The sequence below is a fragment of the Streptomyces sp. col6 genome, assembly GCF_008042035.1.
In the GTDB taxonomy this organism is placed as follows: domain Bacteria; phylum Actinomycetota; class Actinomycetes; order Streptomycetales; family Streptomycetaceae; genus Streptomyces.
This window is the reverse complement of record NZ_RDBL01000013.1, coordinates 886,754-906,876: the sequence shown is the minus strand read 5'-3', so window position 1 is coordinate 906,876 and position 20,123 is coordinate 886,754. Positions and strand designations below refer to the sequence as shown.

The window sequence follows — 20,123 nt, the reverse complement described above, 5'->3', positions numbered from 1 at the left end:
GGGACCCCTCAGCCGCCGGTCAGCTCCAGGAGGGCGCCGACCGGGTCGGTGTCCGGCGCGGCACGCGGCCACCAGTCGTCCTCGCCCGGGTCCGACTCGTAGCCGTACCAGCGGCCGTCGCGGCCGAAGCGGAGCTGGAAGGCGTGGCCCGGGTGGGTGAGCTGGTTGCGCCAGGGCTGGAAGCGGGGGAAGCCGGCCGCCGCGAGGGCCGGGCGGGCCCGGTCGAAGGGGCCCGCCGGGGGGTCCCACGGCGTCTCCAGGACCGCAAGACCCTCGGCCTCGCCCTGCCGCCAGGCGGCGACGGCGCGGGCCAGGTCCGTGGTGTTGCGGCCGGTGGCGGAGGCCAGCTCCCGGTAGAGGGCGCGGGTGCTAGCGGTGAGCCCGGCGGTGGGTCCGGACGCCGCGAGACGCACGGCGTCCTGCCAGGTGGTGAGCCCGGCGAGCGGGTCGCGGCCGGTGGTCAGCAGGGCGTGGGCGCGGGCCGCCGCGTCCGTGGCGAGCTGGTCCAGGGCGAGCGGGTCCCGGGCCCCGGGCAGCGCGGGGTAGGCGGGCGGGCGGCCCGGGTGCGGGTCCACCGGGAACGGCGCGGGCAGCGGCGGCAGGAAGCGGGCGGCCAGCGCCTCTTCGACGGGCACGGACGGGGTGTCGGGGGCGGGGGGCCGCTCCCGGGCGGAGTGCGCGGCGTTGCGCCGGCCCAGCTCCTCCAGGAGTTCGCGCTCGCCCCGGCCGCGCAGCAGGAGCAGGACGAACGGGTCGGTGTCCAGCAGGAGGGCCATCTGGTAGCTGAGGGCCGCGACGTGCTTGCAGGGCCTGCCCCGGTCGGGGCAGGTGCAGGCGGGGTCGAGGTCGCCCGGGGCGGGCAGCAGGGTCATGCCGGCGGCGGTCGCGGTCTCCGCCAGGGAGTGCGGCATCTCCTTGGCGAGCAGCGCGGCGAGGTGGCCGGGGCGCGCGGCGACCGCGTCCAGCAGGGTGTCCCAGTCGGGGTCGGCGAACGCCCGCAGCCGCAGCTCGGCGCGGTACGGGCGGGGGCGGCTGCCGTGCACGTAGGCGACGACGTGCCCCGGCGTGACGGTGATCGCGGCGACATGCCCGCCGTCCGCGTAGTCCCGGCCCCTGGCCAGGCGCGGGCCGTCCATCGAGAGGGATTCCAGCGCCGTCACCCAGGCCCGGCCCCACCAGCTCTCGGCGAACGGCTCGCCCTCGCCGGAGGTGCGCACCGGAACGGCCTCGAAGGTGCGCCGCAGATCGTCGGGCCCGGGACGGGAACGGGCGCCGGGGCGGGCACTGTCCGGGCGCCGGCGGGGCGCGGGGCTCATGACGGCCTCCGGAGGGAGACGAGGTCGGCCAGGTCACGGTCGCTCAGCTCGGTCAGCGCGCTCTCGCCGCTGCCGAGGACGGCGTCGGCCAGCGCCCGCTTGGCGAGCAGCATCTCGCCGATGCGGTCCTCCACCGTGCCCTCGGCGATCAGCCGGTGCACCTGGACGGGCTGGGTCTGGCCGATGCGGTACGCCCGGTCCGTGGCCTGCTCCTCGACGGCCGGGTTCCACCAGCGGTCGTAGTGGATGACATGGGCGGCCCGGGTGAGGTTGAGACCCGTGCCCGCCGCCTTGAGGGAGAGCAGGAAGACGGGGACCTCGCCGGACTGGAAGCGGTCGACCATCCTCTCCCGCTCGGCCACCGGCGTGCCACCGTGCAGGAGCTGGGACGGGATCGCACGGGCGGTCAGATGGGCGGACAGCAGCCGGGCCATCGTCACGTACTGCGTGAAGACCAGCACCGAGCCGTCCTCGGCGAGGATCGTGTCGAGCAGTTCGTCCAGGAGGGCGAGCTTTCCCGAGCGTCCGGTGAGCCGGGCCGCGTCCTCCTTCAGATACTGCGCGGGGTGGTTGCAGATCTGCTTGAGCGAGGCCAGCAGCTTCATGATCAGGCCGCGCCGCGCGATGCCCTCGGACGCCTCGATGTACGCCATGGTCTCGCGCACGGTGGCCTCGTACAGCGTGGCCTGCTCGCGGGTGAGGAAGACGGGGTGGTCGGTCTCCGTCTTGGGGGGCAGCTCGGGCGCGATGCCCGGGTCGGACTTCTTGCGGCGCAGCAGGAACGGCCGGACCAGCCGGGACAGCCGCTCCACCGCCTCGTCGTTGCCGAGGCCCGCCGCCGTGCCGGTGTTCTCCACGATCCGGGCGTGCCGGGCCCGGAACGCCTTGAGGGGGCCGAGCAGTCCGGGCGTCGTCCAGTCGAGCAGCGCCCACAGCTCGGAGAGGTTGTTCTCCACGGGGGTGCCGGTCAGGGCGACCCGCGCCGGGGAGGGGATGGTGCGCAGCGCCTTCGCGGTGGTGGAGTGCGGGTTCTTGACGTGCTGCGCCTCGTCGGCGACGACCAGGCCCCAGCGGTGGGCGGCCAGTTCGGCGGCGCTGGAGCGCATCGTGCCGTACGTGGTGAGGACGAAGCCCCGGTCCGCTCCGGCGAGGGTGCGGCCGGTGCCGTGGAATCTGCGCACGGGGACGCCGGGGGCGAAGCGGTTGATCTCGCGGTGCCAGTTGCCCAGCAGGGAGGCGGGACAGATGACCAGCGTGGGCGCGGGGTGGGCGCGGTGGAGGTGGAGGGCGATCAGGGTGATCGTCTTGCCGAGGCCCATGTCGTCGGCGAGGCAGCCGCCGAGGCCCAGCGAGGTCATCCGGTCCAGCCAGGCCAGCCCGCGCAGCTGGTAGTCGCGGAGCGTCGCGTGGAGTCCGGGCGGCGGGGCGGGCACGGGGTCGTCGGTGAGCAGGCGCGTACGCAGCTCCGCCAGCGTGCCGGCGGGCACCGCCTCGACCTGTTCGCCGTCCACCTCGGCGCTGCCGGTCAGCGCGACCGCGAGGGCGTCCACAGGGTCGAGCAGGCCCAGCTCCCGCTTGCGCGCCTTGCGGACGAGCGCGGGATCGACGACGACCCACTGGTCCCGCAGCCGGACCACGGGGCGGTGGGCCTCGGCGAGCACGTCCATCTCGGCCTCGGTGAGCCGCTGTTCGCCCAGCGCGAGCTGCCAGTCGAACGCGAAGAGCTGTTCGGCGTCGAAGAACGCGGTGCCGTCCGTGGCCGTCCCGGGCGCGGGCCGCACCACGGCCGTCGCGGTGAGCGTACGGGCCAGCTCCCTGGGCCAGTGGACCCCGACCCCGGCGGCGGCCAGCCGGGCACCGGCGTCACCCAGCAGCTCGTAGAGCTCGTCCTCTCCCAGGGCCAGCACGTCGGGGACCGGCTGGTCCAGCAGCCGTTCGAGCGGGGCCCAGACGCGGGCGGCGCGGCGCAGCGCGAGCGCGGTGTCGATCCGGGCCCGGGGGCCGAATGGTTCGCCCGCGTCACCGGCCCACAGGGCCGCGGCGTCGACCACGTAGGTGGGGTCGGCGAGGCTGTGCACCTGGGTGACGGCCGCGGCGGCATGCCGATCGGTCTCGCCCGTCGCCTCGTCGGGTCCGGCCGTGTCGAAGAGCTCGTACGCGGAGAGGTCCAGGCGCAGGGACACCCGCACCCCGGCGTCCAGTCCGGAGGCCACCTCCACGGCCCACTCCCGCGCACCGGGCAGATGCTGTGGCTCGGTCGCGGCGAACGGGGCGCCCATGGCGAACGCGGCGGCGGGCGTCCGGGGCAGGGTGTCCGCGACCGCGTCGAGGAAGGCCCCGATCAGCGCCTCGGGGTCGGGCAGCCGGAGCGGGGCCCGGTCGGGCAGCGGGACGGCGTGCCCCTCCCAGGGCAGGGCGGCGGCCACCGCGCGCAGGTGGGCGACGTCCCCGGCATCGCGGGGCCCGGCCCGCCAGGCGTCGTGGTCGTCGGCCGTCAGCCCGGGGAGCATACGGCCACCGGCCACCAAGTGCAGCGCGTGCAGGGCGGCGGTCCCCCAGGCGCGGGTCGCCGGGTGTGCGGAGCGCAGGTGCCGGGCGCGCGCGAGCAGGGGCAGGGCCGCGTCGACCGGAAGCAGGAGCGCGGGCACGTCCCGCGTGCGCACCTCGCCGCCGGCCCCGGACGGGCGGACGACCGTGATCGCCTCGCTCCGGGCTTCGGCGGTCTCGGGGAGCGGGGCGTCGGCCGGGTCCCAGAAGGCGACGCGCCCCCGGCGCGGGGGCGTACCGGGGATGAAGACGGCGGCGCAGCGCAGCAGGCGGCTGTCGTCCGCGTCCTGCGGCGGCGGTGCGGTGGTCACCGGTCCCTCCCTTCCCGTCGTGCACGGCCCGGCGGCCGCGTCCTGGCGTTCCGTGCCTGGTCAGCACGGCCTCGTCCGCTGCCAGGCGAGTCTAGGCGGGAGGTCTGACAACGCCCTCGGACAGGGCCCGGCCGCCGCCTTTCCCGCAGCTCGTACGGGTCGGGCGACGGCCGGCATGCGCGGACGTCCGGTCAGTGCCGGGCGTACGACTCCACGTCCGTGCGGGGTCCTGCCGCGGCCCGAGCGGAGGCCTCGGAGCGGGCGCCAGCGGCGGACGGCCGGCGCGCCGGCGCATCGGAGTCCGCCGGCTCCGGGCTGCCGTCGGTGAGCGGCTGGGACTCCGGCGCACCGTCACCGGCGCCCGGCGACAGCGGCTCGCCCCGCTCCGGAGGCCGCACGGCCTCGGGCGGCGGGCCCTGCTGCTGGGCGCGTTCCAGGAAGCGCAGCAGCTCCACCGGGAACGGCAGCACGAGGGTGGAGTTCTTCTCGGCCGCGACCGCCACCACGGTCTGGAGCAGTCGCAGCTGGAGCGCGGCCGGCTGGGTGGACATCTCCGACGCCGCCTCGGCCAGCTTCTTGGACGCCTGGAGCTCCGCGTCCGCGTTGATGACACGGGCGCGCCGTTCACGGTCGGCCTCGGCCTGGCGGGCCATGGAGCGCTTCATGGTCTCCGGCAGGGACACGTCCTTGATCTCGACCCGGTCGATCTGGACGCCCCAGCCGACCGCGGGGCTGTCGATCATCAGCTCCAGGCCCTGGTTCAGCTTCTCGCGGTTGGAGAGGAGGTCGTCCAGATCGCTCTTGCCGATGATCGACCGCAGCGAGGTCTGCGCCATCTGCGAGACCGCGAAGCGGTAGTCCTCGACCTCGACGACCGCGCTCGCCGGGTCGACCACCTTGAAGTAGATGACGGCGTCCACCCGGACCGTGACGTTGTCCCGGGTGATGCCGTCCTGGGCGGGCACGGGCATGGTGACGATCTGCATGTTGACCTTGCGGAGCCGGTCGACGCCGGGCAGCACCATGGTGAACCCCGGCGGGCGCACCTCGTCGCGGAGCCGGCCCAGTCTGAGGACCACACCCCGTTCGTACTGCCTGACGACCCGGGCGGCCGCCGCGAGATACAGGGCGCCCACCGCCGCTGCCGCGACCACCGCGATCAAGAGGTCCTGGACCATGACGGCCCCCTGCCAGCCGGTAGACCCCGGCTCTCGGCCTCGCACCCTCTTCGTGCGCTAATACCACGGTATGCCCGGTTCTGCTTCAGGTCGAACGCCTCCGGGTCCGCCCGCCGCCGCTCCGCTCCCCCGCCCGGCCGCTTCCCGGATGCCGGGGCGCGGGGAAGCGGGCAGGGTGACCAGCACCGGCACGTACCCAGGCCCGTGCACCGCGGTGTGCGTGGTGACGAGACAGACGAGGACCCGCCCATGCCCGTGATCGACCGCCGGCGCCGCCGGCTCGCCATCGCCGCCCAGGCCGTGCTCCTGACCCTCACCGTCGCAGGCTGCTCGGGCCTCGGCCGGACTGCGGTCGGCCCGGTCATCTACACCACCGAGCGGGACGCCGTGATCGAGGTGAACAGCCCGTCGGTCAAGGGCTGCCACCGGCTCGCCCCCGCCGGCGCCAAGCAGGTGGCCAACGAGACGCTGATCGACATCATCCTGTACCGGACACCGAACTGCACCGGCCCCGGAACGACGTACGTGGCGACCACCTTCTCCGACGTCAACGCGCCGAACGCGCTGCCCTGGCGGAGCTTCAGCACCGTCCACTGACGGCCCCGGGCAGCGCTACACGGGCACGGCCCGCACCCAGATGCCGTCGTCCGTGAGATAGCGGTCCACTTTCAGCCCGGCCGCCTCCAGGTGCTCCTCGAACTCCTCCTTCGTCAGCGGCCGGGACCGGAACGTCTGCGTCCACCGGGCGTCGGGGAACTCGTACTCCGCGCGCACCGAGCGCACCCCGTCTCCGACCGGCTCCGAGGAGACGATCCGCACGGTGTAGCCGGCCGCAACGGCACGCTCCCGGGGGGTGACGTGGTAGTCGGCCCCCTCGCGCTGGATGAGCACCACGCCGCCGTCGCGCACATACCGACGGCAGGTCCGCAGCAGCCCGTCGCGCACCCCGTGGTCGCCCGCGTGCACGAGGAAGGACGCGAGCATGACGACGTCGAAGGTCTCCTCGCCGAGGTCCAGCGACTCGATCGGGGCGCACACCGTCCGCGCGCCGCGCACCCGCTCCAGCATCTGCGGCGACTCGTCCACGCCGGTGATCCGGAAGCCGCGCTCGATCAGCGGACGCGTCACCCGGCCCACCCCGCAGCCCAGTTCCAGGATGTGCGCACCGGCGGGGACGGCCGCCTCGATCACGTCCGGTTCGTCGCCCACGGCCAGCCTGGTGTACAGCTCGACGGCGCAGCCGTCCGGAGTGATGGCGCCCGGCCCGGTCCCTGAGTAACCCTCACGTACCAGTTGTCCGCTCATACCCACCGAACGGCCGTACGGCGGCGTTCGTTCCCGCCCCTCACACCGAGCGCCGCGCGACCAGCGCCGCACTCAGGTGCTGAAGGTCGGCGGGGCGGGCCGGGGAGAGACCGGTGAGGCGGTCGATGCGGCGGATGCGGTAGTCGACGGTGTTGGGGTGGACGTGCAGCGCGGCCGCCGCGGCCCGGCGGTCCAGCCCGTGCCCGAGGTACGTCTCCAGGGTGTGCAGCAGCTCCGGCTTGGCGTCCAGCGGGCTCAGCAGCCCCGCGAGCCCGCGCAGCGCCTCGCTGGGCCGGCTGAGCTGGTACTCCAGGAGCACGTCGGCCAGCCGGTAGAGGCCGGGCGCCCGTCCGGTACGGGCCACCAGGTCCACGATCTCGCCGTTGCGGGCCACCGCCGCCGGCACCCCGGCCGGTGAGGCGGTCTCGGCGGCGGCCGTGACGGGGACACCCGCCGCCCGGGTCGCCCCGGCGATCAGGTCGCACAGCCCGCCGGGCCCGTCCCACGGCGGCGGCTCCGCGACGGGCAGCAGCACGGTGCCGCCGGACGCGTCCAGCGCGGTCAGCGCGGGCGTCCCGGCGTACCGGTCCAGGGCCGCCCGGATGCGCCGTATCTTGCGCCGGGCGGCCACCCCCGCACCGGGGCCCGGCGCGGGACCCGCCCCCGTCTCGTCCGGGTGCGGAGCCAGAGCGAGCGTCATCGTCAGATAGCGGGCGGCCGGGCGCAGGCCGGTGCGCCGGGTGAAGCCGTCCAGGTCCTCGCCGGTCAGCAGCGCGGCCATCAGCGCGTGCCGGCCGCCGTGCTCCTGGCTGTCCAGGATCTGCCGGGCCTCCAGATAGGCGCCGCTCACCGCCGAGGTCAGCTGCTGCTGGAGGACCAGGATGCGGTCCATGATCTCCAGCACGTCGGGCAGGTCCCCGGGCCCGGCGTCCTGCGCGGTCTCCTCCCAGCACATGGCGACGCCGACCTGGTAGGCGGTCAGGATGGCGTCCAGCGGCACGCCCTCCTCCGCACGCTGGGCCGCCGAGTCGCGCTGCTGGGCCAGTTCGTCGTCCGTGACGGCCCTGCGGTGTTCGAGGACGTCCGCGAAGAGCCGCAGATTGTGCTGGACGATGTCCGCGATGTCGCCGGCGATCTCCTCGTGCGGCAGCTCCGCGTAGACCGGCAGATCGCTCAGCAGCCGGGCGACGACCCGGGCGGTCAGGGCAGGGACGCGGGCCCGCAGCCGGCCCGCCACCGGGCGCCCGGCGATCGACAGCGGCCGCGGCCCGCCCGCCACGACGGACCGTTCTTTGTCATGCGTCACAAAAGCCCCCGGCGAAGTCTGCGTTACCCACCAGTTAAACGACGGCGTTCGAGTCTGCATGATGACCGGCGACACCCGCCATGCCCCCACTCGCAACGCACCGGAGGTCGTCATGAACTCGTCCCGGAACAAGGCGTTCTGTCGTACCGTCAAAGGAGCGGCGACCGCCGTCGCCCTGGCCTCCCTGGCCGTCGGCACCACCGCGTCCGGCGCCTGGGCGGCGAGCGCCGACGACCCCGTCCAGTACGTGGCGCTCGGCGACTCCATGGCCTCCGGGCCGCTCATCCCGGGCATCACCGGACCGCTGGCCTGCGGCCGTTCCACGCACAACTACGCGCACGAGCTGGCGGCGAGCATCGGCGCCTCGCTGCGCGACGTCACGTGCAGCGGCGCCCAGTCCAAGCACATGACCGAGAAGCAGTCGCTGTCGCTGCTCGACGTCCCGATGGGTTCGGCGGCCCCGCAGTTCGACGCGCTGCGCGCGGACACCGACCTGGTGACCCTGACCATCGGCGGCAACGACGCCGGTCTGGTCGGCATCGCGCAGGACTGCATGCAGCTCGACCCGACCGCCACCCCGTGCAAGGACAAGCTGACGGAGGGCGGGGTCGACCAGGTGGCGCAGCGGATCGACGCGTTCGCGCCGCGCCTCGGAGCCGTACTCGACGGAATCCACCAGCGGTCGCCGCAGGCCAGGATTCTCGTGACGGGCTACGGGCTGTACATCAAGCCCGGCGGCTGCTGGCCGCTGCAGCCCGTGCTGCCGGTGGATGCCGACTTCCTCCAGGGCAGCGTGAACCGGATGAACGCGGTCATCGCCGAGCAGAGCGCCGCGCACGGCGCCGAGTACGTCGACGTCGCCACGCCGAGCAAGGGCCACGACGCCTGCCAGGCGCCGTCCGACAAGTGGGTCGAGGGGTACGTGCCCACCGCTCCGGCCGCCCCGCTGCACCCGAACCGGCAGGGCGAGGCCGCCTACGCCCGGATCATCGGCGCGCACCTCCAGGGGAGCTGACCCGTGCGGCAGCGGATGCTCAACGGACTGCTCGCCGCGAGGGCCACCAGCACCAGCAGCCGCAGCCGCAACGGGTGCGCGGTGGCGCCCCGGCCCTCGCCCCGCCCGCCCACGCGGCCCCGGCGGACCCCTCCCCGGCGCGGGGCTGCGACCCGCTGGCACCCGCCGAGTGCCTGCTGCCGTTCCCCAGCGACTGGTACACCCGGCCGGACCCGCGCACCGGCACGGGCCGCCGGGTGGCCCTCGACACCTCGGTCCTGCCCCGGCCCGCGAGCGGGCAGGCCGTCGACCCGGCCGCCTGGAACCGGTCCGACGGCTTCTCCCCCGGCTCCACCCTGATCGCCCAGGTACCGGGGCTCGACCTGGCGAGGACCGGCGCGGCCCCGCTCACCGACATCGGCAGGTCCCTCGACCGGGACGCACCGATCGTCCTGCTCGACACCGCGACCGGTGAGCGGTGGCCCTACTGGGCGGAGACGGACGCCAACGCCACCGACCCCGCGCGCCGGGCCCTGCTCATCCACCCGGCCCGCAACTTCCGCGACGGCCACCACTACGCCGTGGCGCTGCGCCGGCTCAAGGACGGGGAGGGCCGTACGATTCCGGCCGCCGCGCCGTTCGCCGCCGTCGCCGGGAAGCGGCTGCCCGCGCACGATCCGCTGCGCGTCCGCCAGGACCGGCTTCGGCCCGCCCTGACCGCGCTGCGCCGGGCCGGGGTCTATGCCCAGGGGCTCAACCTGGCCTGGGACTTCACCGTCGCCTCCACCCGCAGCCTCACCGGTGACCTGTTCACCCTCCGCGACGACGCGTTCCGCCGGCTCGGCGACCGCTCACCCGGCTTCACGGTCACCGGGGTCACGGACTTCACCCGGGAACAGGACCCCCGGATCGCCCGCGAGGTCGCCGGCGCGATCACCGTGCCCGGCTATCTGGACGCACCCGGCGGCCCACCCGGCGCCGTGCTGAAGCGCGACCGCGACGGCACCCCGCGCGCGCTTCCGGGCAGCACGCAGACCGCCGCGTTCCGTTGCGAGATCCCGCGCGCCGCCTTCCGTACGCCCTCGCGCCCCTCGCTCTACGGACACGGCCTGCTCGGCTCCCGCAACGAGGTCGGCGCGGGGAACGTCAAGGACATGGCCGCCGAGCACGACTTCACGTTCTGCGCGACGGACTGGATCGGCATGGCCAAGGACGACATCCCCGTCGTGGTGGCCGCGCTCTCCGACCCGAACCTCTTCCCCGCCGTACCGGAACGCAGCGAACAGGGCATGCTGAACGCTCTGTTCCTCGGCCGCGCCCTGATCCACACCAGGGGCCTGACCACCGACCCGGCGTTCCGCACCGCCGACGGGCGTCCGCTCGTCGACACCCGGCACGGCCTCGCGTACGACGGGAACAGCCAGGGCGGCATCCTCGGCGGCGCGCTGGTCGCCGCCTCGACCGACATCCGGCGCGGGGTGCTGGGCGTCACCGGCATGAACTACGGGCTGCTCCTCAACCGCAGCGCCGACTTCGCCCCGTTCCAGCAGGTCCTGGACGCCGCCTACCCGGACAAGCTGCACCAGCAACTGGTCCTCCAGCTCTTCCAGATGGTCTGGGACCGGGGCGAGACCAACGCGTACGCGCAGCACCTCACCGACCACCACCAGGTCCTGCTGCACATCGCGTACGGCGACCACCAGGTCGCGAACGCGGCGGCCGACGTGGAGGCACGCACCATCGGCGCCCGGCTCCTCACCCCCGCGCTCGCCGCCGGCCGCAGCCCGGACGCCGTCCCGTACTGGGGCATCCGCCGCATCGGGCCGGGCCAACCGCCCTACCGGGGCTCGGCGATGACCGTCTGGGACAGCGGTACGCCGGCTCCCCCGGTCACCAACACCCCGCCCGCCGGGCCGGCCTACGGGCACGACCCGCACGAAGATCCCCGCAACTCGCCCGCCGCGCGTCAGCAGAAGGCCACCTTTCTGACCACCGGCCGTGTCATCAATGTCTGCGGCTCCACCCCGTGCACCGCCACCCCGACCTCCTGACGCCTCCCCTGCCCCGCAGGGTCCAGACAAGGAGCACCATGCGTACGCACCGCATCGCCGGCGCCGTCCTCGCCACCGCCCTCCTCACCGGTACGGTCATCGCGCCGGCCGCCTTCGCCGCACCGCCCGCGGCCACGGCGTCCGTCGCGCAGTCCGCCGTCCCGTTCACCCGGGCCACCGCCACGCGCACGGCGGACGGCGGCCACACCCTCGCCTGGGCCTCGCCCGCCGGATCGGTCACCGTCACCGCCGTCACCTCGTCCGACGCCACCGCCGGCACCGCGCTCGGCACCGCACCGGGCAGCGGCTCGCTGACCGTCGCGCCGGGCACGCTCCCGGAGGCCGGGCGCTGGTACTTCCGGCTGGTCCCTGACAGCGGGAGCCCGCTCGTTGTCGCCGACCGCTCGCTCGGCCTGGAGTCCGCCCGCAACTTCCGGGACATCGGCGGCTACCGCACCACGGATGGGCACTGGGTGCGTCCCGGCCTGGTCTACCGCTCCAACAAGCTGAACGGCCTCACCGACGCCGAGCAGCAACGGCTGGTCTCCCAGAGGCTCACGCTCGACGTGGACCTGCGCAACGCCCAGGAGCGCCACGACGACCCGGACCGGCTGCCCGCCGGGGTGACGTACCAGGTCGCGGACGTCGTCTCCTTCGCCCACGGCATCCGCTTCCACGACTCGGCGCTGATGACCCTGGCCCAGGCCCTCGCCGCCGGTCTCTTCTCCGGCTCCTCGGACCTCGGCCAGTCCATCGGCTACCCGTTCATGGTCAACTTCGTGGGCGCCGACTACGCCTTCCACGACCTCGTCACGGCCGTCGCCACGAACACCTCCGGCGCCACGGTCTTCCACTGCAGCGCCGGCAAGGACCGCACCGGCTGGGGCACGGCCGTCCTGCTCACGCTGCTCGGCGTCCCCCGGGAGACGGTCGAGGCGGACTTCCTGGCCAGCAACCAGTACACCGGCAATCCGAAGGCCGTGGAACTGAGCTGGCTGCGCGCCGCGTTCGCCGAGGTGGACCACATCTACGGCGACTTCGACACCTACGTACGCGAGGGGCTGAAGCTCGACGCGGCGACCGTGGCGACACTGCGGGCGAAGCTGCTCACCGACTGACCGTGCCGCACCTGCCCGGTCGGGGGTCCATGCTGGTAGGTGAGGCGATGCCATGCGTACCGGTAATGAACCCACGACCGCCCGCAGCCCGCTGCGGATGCGGCTCTGGCTGAGTCTCTGGGGCCTGGCCTGGGCCGTCTTCGGCGTGACGGCCTTCGCCGTGAACGGCCGCACCGGCTGGGCAGCGGTCTGCGGAGTGCTGCTCGTGCTGGTCGTCGTCGACCTGTGCTTCGTCGTGCACCGGCTGCGCCAGGGCGCGCACTACCAGCCGGGCCGGGCCATACCGCCGTACGAACCCGACCACGGGCCGCGCGGCGGCAAGGGCCCGCCCCCGGGCACGCCCTAGTTGCGGGCGGCCTAGTTCTCGAAGCGGGCGGCCTTCAGATACTCCGGCTTCGGGTCGAGCGCAGCCGCCAGCCTGAAGTGGCGCCTGGCCCGCTCCGGGTGACCGGAACGCTCGAAGGTGCGGGCGAGGGCGAAGTGCGCGAAGGCGTTGTCCGGCTCCCGCTCGAGCACCAGCTCGAATTCCAGCTCCGCGGGACGCAGCTGCGCCGCCGCGAAGAAGGCGCGGGCGCGCAGGAGCCGGGCGGCGGTGTTCTCGGGGTGGGCGGCGATCACCGAGTCGAGCAGCCGCACCGCACCCCGGGGGTCGCGCGCGGCGAGCAGCTGCTCCGCCGCGCGGAAGTCGATGACGTCGGTCTCCGGGTTCCTCTCGGGCACGGTCGCATCCTTCCCTGGTCCGTCCCGGGGTGAACGCGGGGACGGCTACGGGTATTCCGGCGCGGCTGCGGGCTCGGCGGGTGGCGCGGTACGGAAATGGGCCCGGCCGGTCCCCCGTACGGCTACGGGCTCAGCCCGCCGCCGCCCGCCGCTCCAGCTCCGCCCAGACCGTGCGGACCTGCGCCTCCAGCTCCTCGACCGGTCCGTCGTTGTCGATGACCAGGTCGGCGACGGCGCGCCGCTGCTCGCGGGTGGCCTGGGCGGCCATGCGGGCGCGGGCGTCCGCCTCGGTCATGCCGCGCAGCCGGACGAGCCGGTCGAGCTGGGTCTCCGGGGCGGCGTCGACCACGACGACCAGGTCGTAGAGGGGGGCGAGGCCGTTCTCGGTGAGGAGGGGGACGTCGTGGACGACCACGGAGTCCGGTCCGGCGGCCTTCTCCAGTTCGGCGGAGCGGTCGCGGACGAGGGGGTGGACGATCGCGTTGAGCGCGGCGAGGCGGTCCGGGTCGGCGAAGACGATCGCGCCGAGCGCGGGCCGGTCCAGGGTGCCTTCCGGGGTCAGGATGCCGGGGCCGAACTCCTCGACGACGGCGGCGAGACCGGGCGTGCCGGGCTCGACGACCTCCCGGGCGATGCGGTCCGCGTCGACGAGGACGGCACCATGCCCGATGAACAGCCGGGACACTTCGCTCTTACCGGCTCCGATGCCCCCGGTCAGGCCCACTTTCAGCATGCCCGGCAGCCTAATGCCCGCTGCCCGTGGCCCCCGGTGGCGGGGGCTACGGGCAGCGGGCACAGGACGTGACGGTCAGCCGTCGCCCTCGCGCTCGGCCAGGAACTTCTCGAATTCCAGGCCGATCTCGTCGGCGGACGGCAGGTCCGCCGGCTCGGCGACCAGGTTGCCCCGGGTCTCCGCGCCCGCGACCGCGTCGTACTGGTGCTCAAGGCCCTCGACCAGCGAGACCAGTTCCTCGTCGCCCTGGCCGATCTGGCGGTCGATCTCCGTCTGGGTGCGGTGCGCCTCGGTGCGCAGGGAGTGCGCGACAGCCGGCAGGACCAGGCCGGTGGCGGCGGTGATCGCCTCCAGCGCGGTGAGCGCGGCGTCCGGGTAGGCGGAGCGGGCGACGTAGTGCGGCACATGGGCGGCGACGCCCAGCACGTCGTGGCCCGCCTCCATCAGCCGGTACTCGACGAGCGCCTCGGCGGAGCCGGGCACCTGTGCCTCGTCGAAGGGGCTGCGGTGGCCGGGCATCAGGTCGGTGCGGTTGCCGTGCGGGGTGATGCCGACGGGACGGGTGTGCGGGACTCCCATCGGGATGCCGTGGAAGTTGACCGCGAGGCGGACGCCGAGCCGCTCGACGATCTGCTCGACGGCGGCGGCGAACTTCTCCCACTCCACGTCCGGCTCGGGGCCGGACAGCAGCAGGAACGGCGCGCCCGTGGCGTCCTGCACCACGCGGACGTCCAGGGTCGGGGTCTCGTACGCCGACCAGCGGTCCCGCTTGAACGTGAGCAGCGGGCGGCGGGCGCGGTAGTCGATCAGGCGGTCGTGGTCGAAGCGGGCCACGACCTGGTGCGGCAGCGATTCGAGCAGGCCGTCGACGATCTGCTCACCCGTCTCACCCGCGTCGATGTAGCCCTCGAAGTGGTAGAGCATGACCAGGCCGGCCGACTCCTGGGCGAGCGCCATGTCGACGACAGCCAGGCCCTTCGGCTCCCATTCGTACAAACTCTGCGGATCAGGCACGGTTACCGCTCCTCCTTGTGTTCCTGGAGAAGAACGCCCCGGGGATCACTGTCATTCCCCGTACACGCGGTTTCACGCGGAAACGCGTGAGGCCCGCCCCCCGAAGGGGACGGGCCTCACGGTCACTTACCTACCGCAGCCGATGACCGGCCGGAGGGACAGAGCGTCAGCTCTGGCCGCCCGCCAGCTTCTCGCGGAGCGCGGCCAGGGCCTCGTCCGACGCCAGGGCGCCGGAGTTGTCCGAGGACTCCGAGGAGTAGGAGCCGCCGCCGCTGCCGCCCGAGGCGGCCGGGGCGTTGCCGGCGGGGGCGGCAGCGCCCTCGGCGGCAGCGGCCTCGTCGGCCTCGCGGGACTTGATGACCTGGGCCTGGTGCTGCTCGAAGCGCTGCTGCGCCTCGGCGTACTGGGTCTCCCAGACCTCGCGCTGAGCCTCGAAGCCCTCGAGCCAGTCGTTGGTCTCGGGGTCGAAGCCCTCGGGGTAGATGTAGTTGCCCTGGTCGTCGTAGGACGCGGCCATGCCGTACAGGGTCGGGTCGAACTCGACCGAGGCCGGGTCGCCGCCGAAGGCCTCGTTGGCCTGCTTCAGCGAGAGGCTGATGCGACGGCGCTCGAGGTCGATGTCGATGACCTTGACGAAGATCTCGTCGTTGACCTGGACGACCTGCTCCGGGATCTCCACGTGGCGCTCGGCCAGCTCGGAGATGTGGACCAGGCCCTCGATGCCCTCGTCGACGCGCACGAACGCACCGAACGGAACGAGCTTGGTGACCTTACCGGGGACGACCTGCCCGATCTGGTGCGTACGGGCGAACTGCTGCCACGGGTCTTCCTGCGTCGCCTTGAGCGACAGGGACACGCGCTCGCGGTCCATGTCGACGTCGAGGACCTCGACCGTGACCTCCTGGCCGACCTCGACGACCTCGGAGGGGTGGTCGATGTGCTTCCAGGACAGCTCGGAGACGTGCACCAGACCGTCGACGCCACCCAGGTCCACGAAGGCACCGAAGTTGACGATCGAGGAGACGACGCCGGAGCGGACCTGACCCTTCTGGAGGGTCGTGAGGAACGTCTGGCGGACCTCGGACTGGGTCTGCTCGAGCCAGGCACGGCGGGACAGGACCACGTTGTTGCGGTTCTTGTCCAGCTCGATGATCTTGGCCTCGAGCTCCTTGCCCACGTACGGCTGGAGGTCGCGGACGCGACGCATCTCGACGAGCGACGCCGGCAGGAAGCCACGGAGGCCGATGTCGAGGATGAGACCACCCTTGACGACCTCGATGACGGTACCGGTGACGATGCCGTCCTCTTCCTTGATCTTCTCGATGGTGCCCCAGGCACGCTCGTACTGAGCGCGCTTCTTCGAGAGGATCAGGCGGCCTTCCTTGTCCTCCTTCTGGAGAACCAGGGCCTCGATCTCGTCACCGACCTTGACGACCTCGTTCGGGTCGACGTCGTGCTTGATCGAGAGCTCGCGGCTCGGGATGACACCTTCGGTCTTGTAACCGATGTCGAGGAGAACCTCGTCCCGGTCAACCTTGACGATGACACCGTCAACGATGTCGCCGTCGTTGAAGTACTTGATCGTCTCGTCGATCGCCGCGAGGAACGCGTCCGCGTCGCCGATGTCGTTGACCGCAACCTGCGGAGTGGTGGCGGTGGTCTCGGTGCTGCTCGTCATGTGGGAAAGGGCTCCGGTACGGACAGTGAGTCGTAGGTACTGCTACGCCGTGAACCCGTATCGCCTCTGCAGAAGCCGGACAGCCCGGGAAGCGCCCTTCCCGTGACCGGGAGGCGCCTCGTGAACCGAGGGGACATGCAACAGATGCGAGCGCGGCCTGCTAGGTCTGAGGAGCGCAGGCTCGCAGCGCAACTTGTAGCATACGGGGGCAGCAGGGCACGGTCAATGCGCGAAGGCGGACACCACCGGCGGAATGCCCCATATCCGGCACAACTCGGGTTCACCGAGGCCAGATCGGCTCCGGGAACGTCCGGACACACGGGTTCCGCAGTTCACAGCCCCCTTGGTACGTACCTCGTACGACGGGGTGAAGGCAAACTACAACGACGGACACGATGAGCCAAGAGATGTACGCCGCCGAACCCGAGGCGACACGCCGCAGCGCCGGAACCACCGAGAGCAGCCGGGCCAACCGCGGCTGGTGGGACCGCAACGCCGACGAGTACCAGAGCGACCACGGCGCCTTCCTCGGCGACGACCGGTTCGTATGGGGCCCGGAGGGCCTGGACGAGGCCGAGGCCGGGCTGCTGGGCCCCGCCGCCGCGCTGAAGGGGCTCGACGTCCTGGAGATCGGCGCCGGCGCGGCGCAGTGCTCGCGCTGGCTGGCCGCCCGGGGCGCCCGCCCCGTCGCCCTGGACCTCTCCCACCGCCAGCTCCAGCACGCCCTGCGCATCGGCGAGGACGTCCCGCTGGTCGAGGCCGACGCCGGGCGGCTGCCGTTCCGTGACGCCTCCTTCGACCTGGCGTGCTCCGCCTACGGCGCGGTGCCCTTCGTCGCCGAACCGGTCCAGGTCTTCCGCGAGGTCCACCGCGTGCTGCGCCCCGGTGGCCGGTGGGTCTTCTCCGTGACGCACCCCATCCGCTGGGCCTTCCCCGACGAGCCGGGGCCCGAGGGCCTGTCGGTCGCCGCCTCCTACTTCGACCGCACGCCCTACGTCGAGCAGGACGAGCGCGGCGACGCGGTGTACGTGGAGCACCACCGCACGCTGGGCGACCGGGTGCGGGACGTGGTCGCGGGCGGCTTCCGGCTGGTGGACCTGGTCGAGCCGGAGTGGCCCGCCTGGAACGACCAGGAGTGGGGCGGCTGGTCCCCGCTGCGCGGCAACCTGATCCCGGGAACCGCGATCTTCGTCTGCGAGCGCGGCTGACGCCTGCCCGCCGGGCGCGCGGGCGCTCCGGCGCCCGTGCCCCGCACCGGCCGGTGCGGGGCACGGGACGAAGCCGTACGAGACTGGGGGCGTGATCCGCACCGACGCCCTCGACCGGCTGCCCGTCCGCACCGCCGTGCCCGCCCTGCGGCGGGCGCTCGACGACCGAGGGGTCGCGGTGCTGTGCGCACCCCCCGGCACCGGCAAGACCACCCTCGTCCCGCTCGCCCTGGCCGGGCTGACCGGGGAGGGCCCCGTACGCCGGGTCGTCGTCGCCGAACCCCGCCGGATCGCCGCCCGCGCGGCGGCCCGGCGCATGGCCTGGCTGCTGGGCGAGCGGCCCGGCGCCCGCGTCGGCTTCACCGTGCGCGGCGAGCGGGTCGTGGGCCCGGACACCGTGGTGGAGGTCGTCACCACCGGGGTGCTGCTCCAGCGGCTGCAGCGCGACCAGGAGCTGTCCGGGGTGGACGCGGTGATCATCGACGAGTGCCACGAGCGCCATCTCGACGCGGACACGGTGGCCGCGTTCCTGCTGGACGTGCGCGAGGCGATCCGCCCCGATCTGCGGCTGGTGGCGGCGTCCGCGACGACGGACGCGGAGGGCTGGGCCCGGCTGCTGGGCGATGCCCCGGTCGTCGAGGCGCAGGGCGTGTCGTATCCGGTGGAGGTGGTGTGGGCCCCGCCGGCCGCGCCGGTGCGGCCGCCGCACGGGATGAGGGTCGATCCGGCGCTGCTGGGCCATGTCGCCGCCGTGGTGCGGCGGGCGCTCGCGGAGCGGGACGGCGACGTGCTGTGCTTCCTGCCCGGGGTCAGCGAGATCGGGCGTGTGGCAGGGCAGTTGGCGGGCGTCGCGGCCGAGGTGCTCCAGGTGCACGGGCGGGCGCCGGCCGCGGTGCAGGACGCGGTGCTGGCCGGCTCCGCCGAGGGGCGGCGGGTGGTCCTGGCGACCTCGGTGGCGGAGTCGTCGCTGACGGTCCCAGGGGTGCGGACGGTCGTCGACTCCGGTCTGGCCCGTGAGCCGCGCACCGATCACGCGCGAGGTCTGAGCGCGCTGACGACCGTACGGGCCTCGCAGGCGGCGGGCCGCCAGCGCGCGGGCCGGGCGGGGCGCGAGGCGCCGGGGACGGTCTACCGCTGCTGGGACCAGGCCGAGGACGGCCGGCTCGCCCGCTTCCCGTCCCCGGAGATCCGGGTGGCCGATCTGACGGCGTTCGCCCTCCAGGCGGCCTGCTGGGGCGATCCGGACGCCTCGGGGCTCGCGCTGCTGGACGCGCCGCCGGAGGGGGCGATGGCCGCCGCGCGCGAGGTACTCGCCGCGGTCGGCGCGGTCGGTCCGGACGGCCGGGTCACCGAGCGGGGCGTGCGGATGTCCCGACTCGGGCTGCATCCCCGGCTGGCCAGGGCGCTGCTGGACGGGGCGGCCGAGGTCGGCGGGCGCCGGGCCGCCGAGGTGGTGGCGCTGCTGAGCGAGGAGCCGCCCCGCGCGTACGGGGACGATCTGGCGGCCGCGCTGCGCACCGCGCGCCGGGGCCAGGACGCCTACGCGGGCCGCTGGCGCCAGGAGGTGCGGCGCCTGTCGTCCTCGCTGAGGGGCGAGGGCGGCGGCCGGCCCGTCGCGGACGACACGGCGGTGGGCCTGGTCGCGGCGCTGGCGTTCCCGGAGCGGGTGGCGCGGGCGCGGGGCGGCGGGGCGTTCCTGATGGCGTCGGGCACGGGCGCCGAGCCGGGCGAGGGCTCCGGGCTGCGCGGTGCTTCCTGGCTGGCCGTCGCGGTCGCGGACCGGCCGGCGCACGCGGCGTCCGCGCGGGTGCGGCTCGCGGCCGTCGTCGACGAGGACACGGCGCGCCTGGCGGCCGGGCATCTGCGGTTCGCGGGCGAGGAGGTCCGCTGGGACGGCCGGGACGTGGTCGCCCGGCGGGTGGAGCGGCTGGGCGCGGTCGAGCTGGCGGCGCGCCCGCTGAAGCAGCCGGACCCGGCGCTGGTCCGCGAGGCCCTGGTGGAGGGGCTGCGGCGGGAGGGTCCGGGGCTGCTGCGCTGGAGCCGGGACGCGGGGCAGCTGCGGGAGCGGCTGGCGTTCCTGCACCGGGTGCTGGGTGAGCCGTGGCCGGATGTCTCGGACGGGGCGCTGCTGGCGGACCCCGGGACCTGGCTGGAACCGGAGCTGTCACGGGCCCGGCGCCGCTCCGACCTGGCCGCGATCGACGCGGGGCAGGCGCTGCGCAGGCTGCTGCCGTGGGCGACGGGTGAGGCGGCGCGCCTGGACGAGCTGGCGCCGGAGCGGATCGAGGTGCCGAGCGGTTCACGGATCCGGGTGGAGTACGGCGGGGACCAGCCGGTGCTCGCGGTGAAGCTCCAGGAGCTGTTCGGCCTCCAGGAGACCCCGGCGGTGGCGGGCGTGCCGGTCCTGGTCCACCTGCTCTCCCCCGCCGGGCGGCCCGCCGCCGTGACGGCGGACCTGGCGTCGTTCTGGCGTGAGGGCTACAAGGCCGTGCGGGCGGAGCTGCGCGGCCGTTATCCGAAGCACCCGTGGCCACAGGACCCGACGACGGTGGAGGCGACCCGGTTCACGAAGGCGCGCCTCAAGCGCGACTGAGCATGCGGCAGCCCCTGCCGCCCGGCGGATCGGCGGAGGGGCTGCCGGCGT

The 20,123-nt window shown here is 74.1% G+C and carries 16 protein-coding genes; 7 read left to right on the top strand and 9 right to left on the bottom strand.

All coding sequences use genetic code 11. The features are described from left to right. Positions 1 to 8: 8 nt before the first annotated feature. The 3 genes from EAO73_RS20700 to EAO73_RS20690 all read right to left on the bottom strand — a co-directional run bounded on the left by EAO73_RS20700 (position 9) and on the right by EAO73_RS20690 (position 5,352). Entirely contained in the window at positions 9 to 1,316 is a 1,308-nt protein-coding gene (locus tag EAO73_RS20700) for an SWIM zinc finger family protein (protein WP_147972981.1), read from the bottom strand. Beyond that, positions 1,313 to 4,174, bottom strand: coding sequence for a DEAD/DEAH box helicase (locus EAO73_RS20695; protein ID WP_147972980.1), 2,862 nt, complete (start codon positions 4,172 to 4,174; stop codon positions 1,313 to 1,315). Before EAO73_RS20695 ends, EAO73_RS20700 begins: the two co-directional genes overlap by 4 nt. Positions 4,175 to 4,365: 191 nt before the next feature. Beyond that, positions 4,366 to 5,352 (bottom strand): slipin family protein, encoded by a 987-nt coding sequence (locus tag EAO73_RS20690; protein ID WP_147972979.1) that lies wholly within the window; start codon positions 5,350 to 5,352, stop codon positions 4,366 to 4,368. Between the two features lie 249 nt (positions 5,353 to 5,601). Here EAO73_RS20690 and EAO73_RS20685 point away from each other — a divergent pair, with 249 nt between their 5' ends. Further along, positions 5,602 to 5,949 (top strand): hypothetical protein, encoded by a 348-nt coding sequence (locus EAO73_RS20685; protein WP_147972978.1) that lies wholly within the window; start codon positions 5,602 to 5,604, stop codon positions 5,947 to 5,949. Between the two features lie 15 nt (positions 5,950 to 5,964). On the opposite strand, the gene EAO73_RS20680 is transcribed toward EAO73_RS20685, so the two are convergent. Both EAO73_RS20680 and EAO73_RS20675 read right to left on the bottom strand, forming a co-directional pair. Next, complete coding sequence (locus EAO73_RS20680) at positions 5,965 to 6,657, bottom strand: class I SAM-dependent methyltransferase (RefSeq protein ID WP_147972977.1); 693 nt, start codon at positions 6,655 to 6,657, stop codon at positions 5,965 to 5,967. Positions 6,658 to 6,697: 40 nt separating this feature from the next. Continuing rightward, positions 6,698 to 7,915 (bottom strand): PucR family transcriptional regulator, encoded by a 1,218-nt coding sequence (locus tag EAO73_RS20675; RefSeq protein ID WP_147973571.1) that lies wholly within the window; start codon positions 7,913 to 7,915, stop codon positions 6,698 to 6,700. A gap of 160 nt (positions 7,916 to 8,075) precedes the next feature. On the opposite strand from EAO73_RS20675, the gene EAO73_RS20670 reads away from it, so the two are divergent. From EAO73_RS20670 to EAO73_RS20655, 4 genes are all read left to right on the top strand, one after another. Continuing rightward, positions 8,076 to 8,978 carry an SGNH/GDSL hydrolase family protein gene (locus tag EAO73_RS20670; protein ID WP_147972976.1) on the top strand — a complete coding sequence of 301 codons (903 nt, stop codon included), beginning with the start codon at positions 8,076 to 8,078 and terminating at the stop codon, positions 8,976 to 8,978. Positions 8,979 to 9,052: 74 nt separating this feature from the next. Next, positions 9,053 to 11,008, top strand: coding sequence for a hypothetical protein (locus EAO73_RS20665; protein ID WP_147972975.1), 1,956 nt, complete (start codon positions 9,053 to 9,055; stop codon positions 11,006 to 11,008). Between the two features lie 38 nt (positions 11,009 to 11,046). Beyond that, a complete protein-coding gene (locus EAO73_RS20660; protein WP_147972974.1) occupies positions 11,047 to 12,126 on the top strand; it encodes a tyrosine-protein phosphatase in 1,080 nt (359 codons plus the stop codon). Positions 12,127 to 12,178: 52 nt separating this feature from the next. Beyond that, the gene (locus EAO73_RS20655) at positions 12,179 to 12,472 is read left to right on the top strand and encodes a DUF6343 family protein (RefSeq protein ID WP_147972973.1); all 294 of its coding nucleotides are present in this window, start codon (positions 12,179 to 12,181) and stop codon (positions 12,470 to 12,472) included. 11 nt (positions 12,473 to 12,483) lie between these two features. On the opposite strand, the gene EAO73_RS20650 is transcribed toward EAO73_RS20655, so the two are convergent. From EAO73_RS20650 to rpsA, 4 genes are all read right to left on the bottom strand, one after another. Continuing rightward, complete coding sequence (locus tag EAO73_RS20650; RefSeq protein WP_147972972.1) at positions 12,484 to 12,846, bottom strand: tetratricopeptide repeat protein; 363 nt, start codon at positions 12,844 to 12,846, stop codon at positions 12,484 to 12,486. A gap of 130 nt (positions 12,847 to 12,976) precedes the next feature. Then, a complete protein-coding gene (coaE, locus tag EAO73_RS20645) occupies positions 12,977 to 13,579 on the bottom strand; it encodes a dephospho-CoA kinase (RefSeq protein ID WP_147972971.1) in 603 nt (200 codons plus the stop codon). A gap of 75 nt (positions 13,580 to 13,654) precedes the next feature. After that, positions 13,655 to 14,593 carry a PAC2 family protein gene (locus EAO73_RS20640; RefSeq protein ID WP_191134155.1) on the bottom strand — a complete coding sequence of 313 codons (939 nt, stop codon included), beginning with the start codon at positions 14,591 to 14,593 and terminating at the stop codon, positions 13,655 to 13,657. 166 nt (positions 14,594 to 14,759) lie between these two features. Next, entirely contained in the window at positions 14,760 to 16,271 is a 1,512-nt protein-coding gene (gene rpsA / locus EAO73_RS20635; RefSeq protein ID WP_147972970.1) for a 30S ribosomal protein S1, read from the bottom strand. Between the two features lie 407 nt (positions 16,272 to 16,678). Between rpsA and EAO73_RS20630 the strand changes: the two genes are divergently transcribed. Together EAO73_RS20630 and hrpB are read left to right on the top strand one after the other, a co-directional pair. Then, positions 16,679 to 17,479: a class I SAM-dependent methyltransferase gene (locus EAO73_RS20630; RefSeq protein WP_376558616.1), complete on the top strand. Its 801-nt coding sequence runs from the start codon at positions 16,679 to 16,681 to the stop codon at positions 17,477 to 17,479. Between the two features lie 91 nt (positions 17,480 to 17,570). Beyond that, positions 17,571 to 20,072: an ATP-dependent helicase HrpB gene (gene hrpB / locus EAO73_RS20625; RefSeq protein ID WP_147972968.1), complete on the top strand. Its 2,502-nt coding sequence runs from the start codon at positions 17,571 to 17,573 to the stop codon at positions 20,070 to 20,072. Positions 20,073 to 20,123 lie beyond the last annotated feature (51 nt).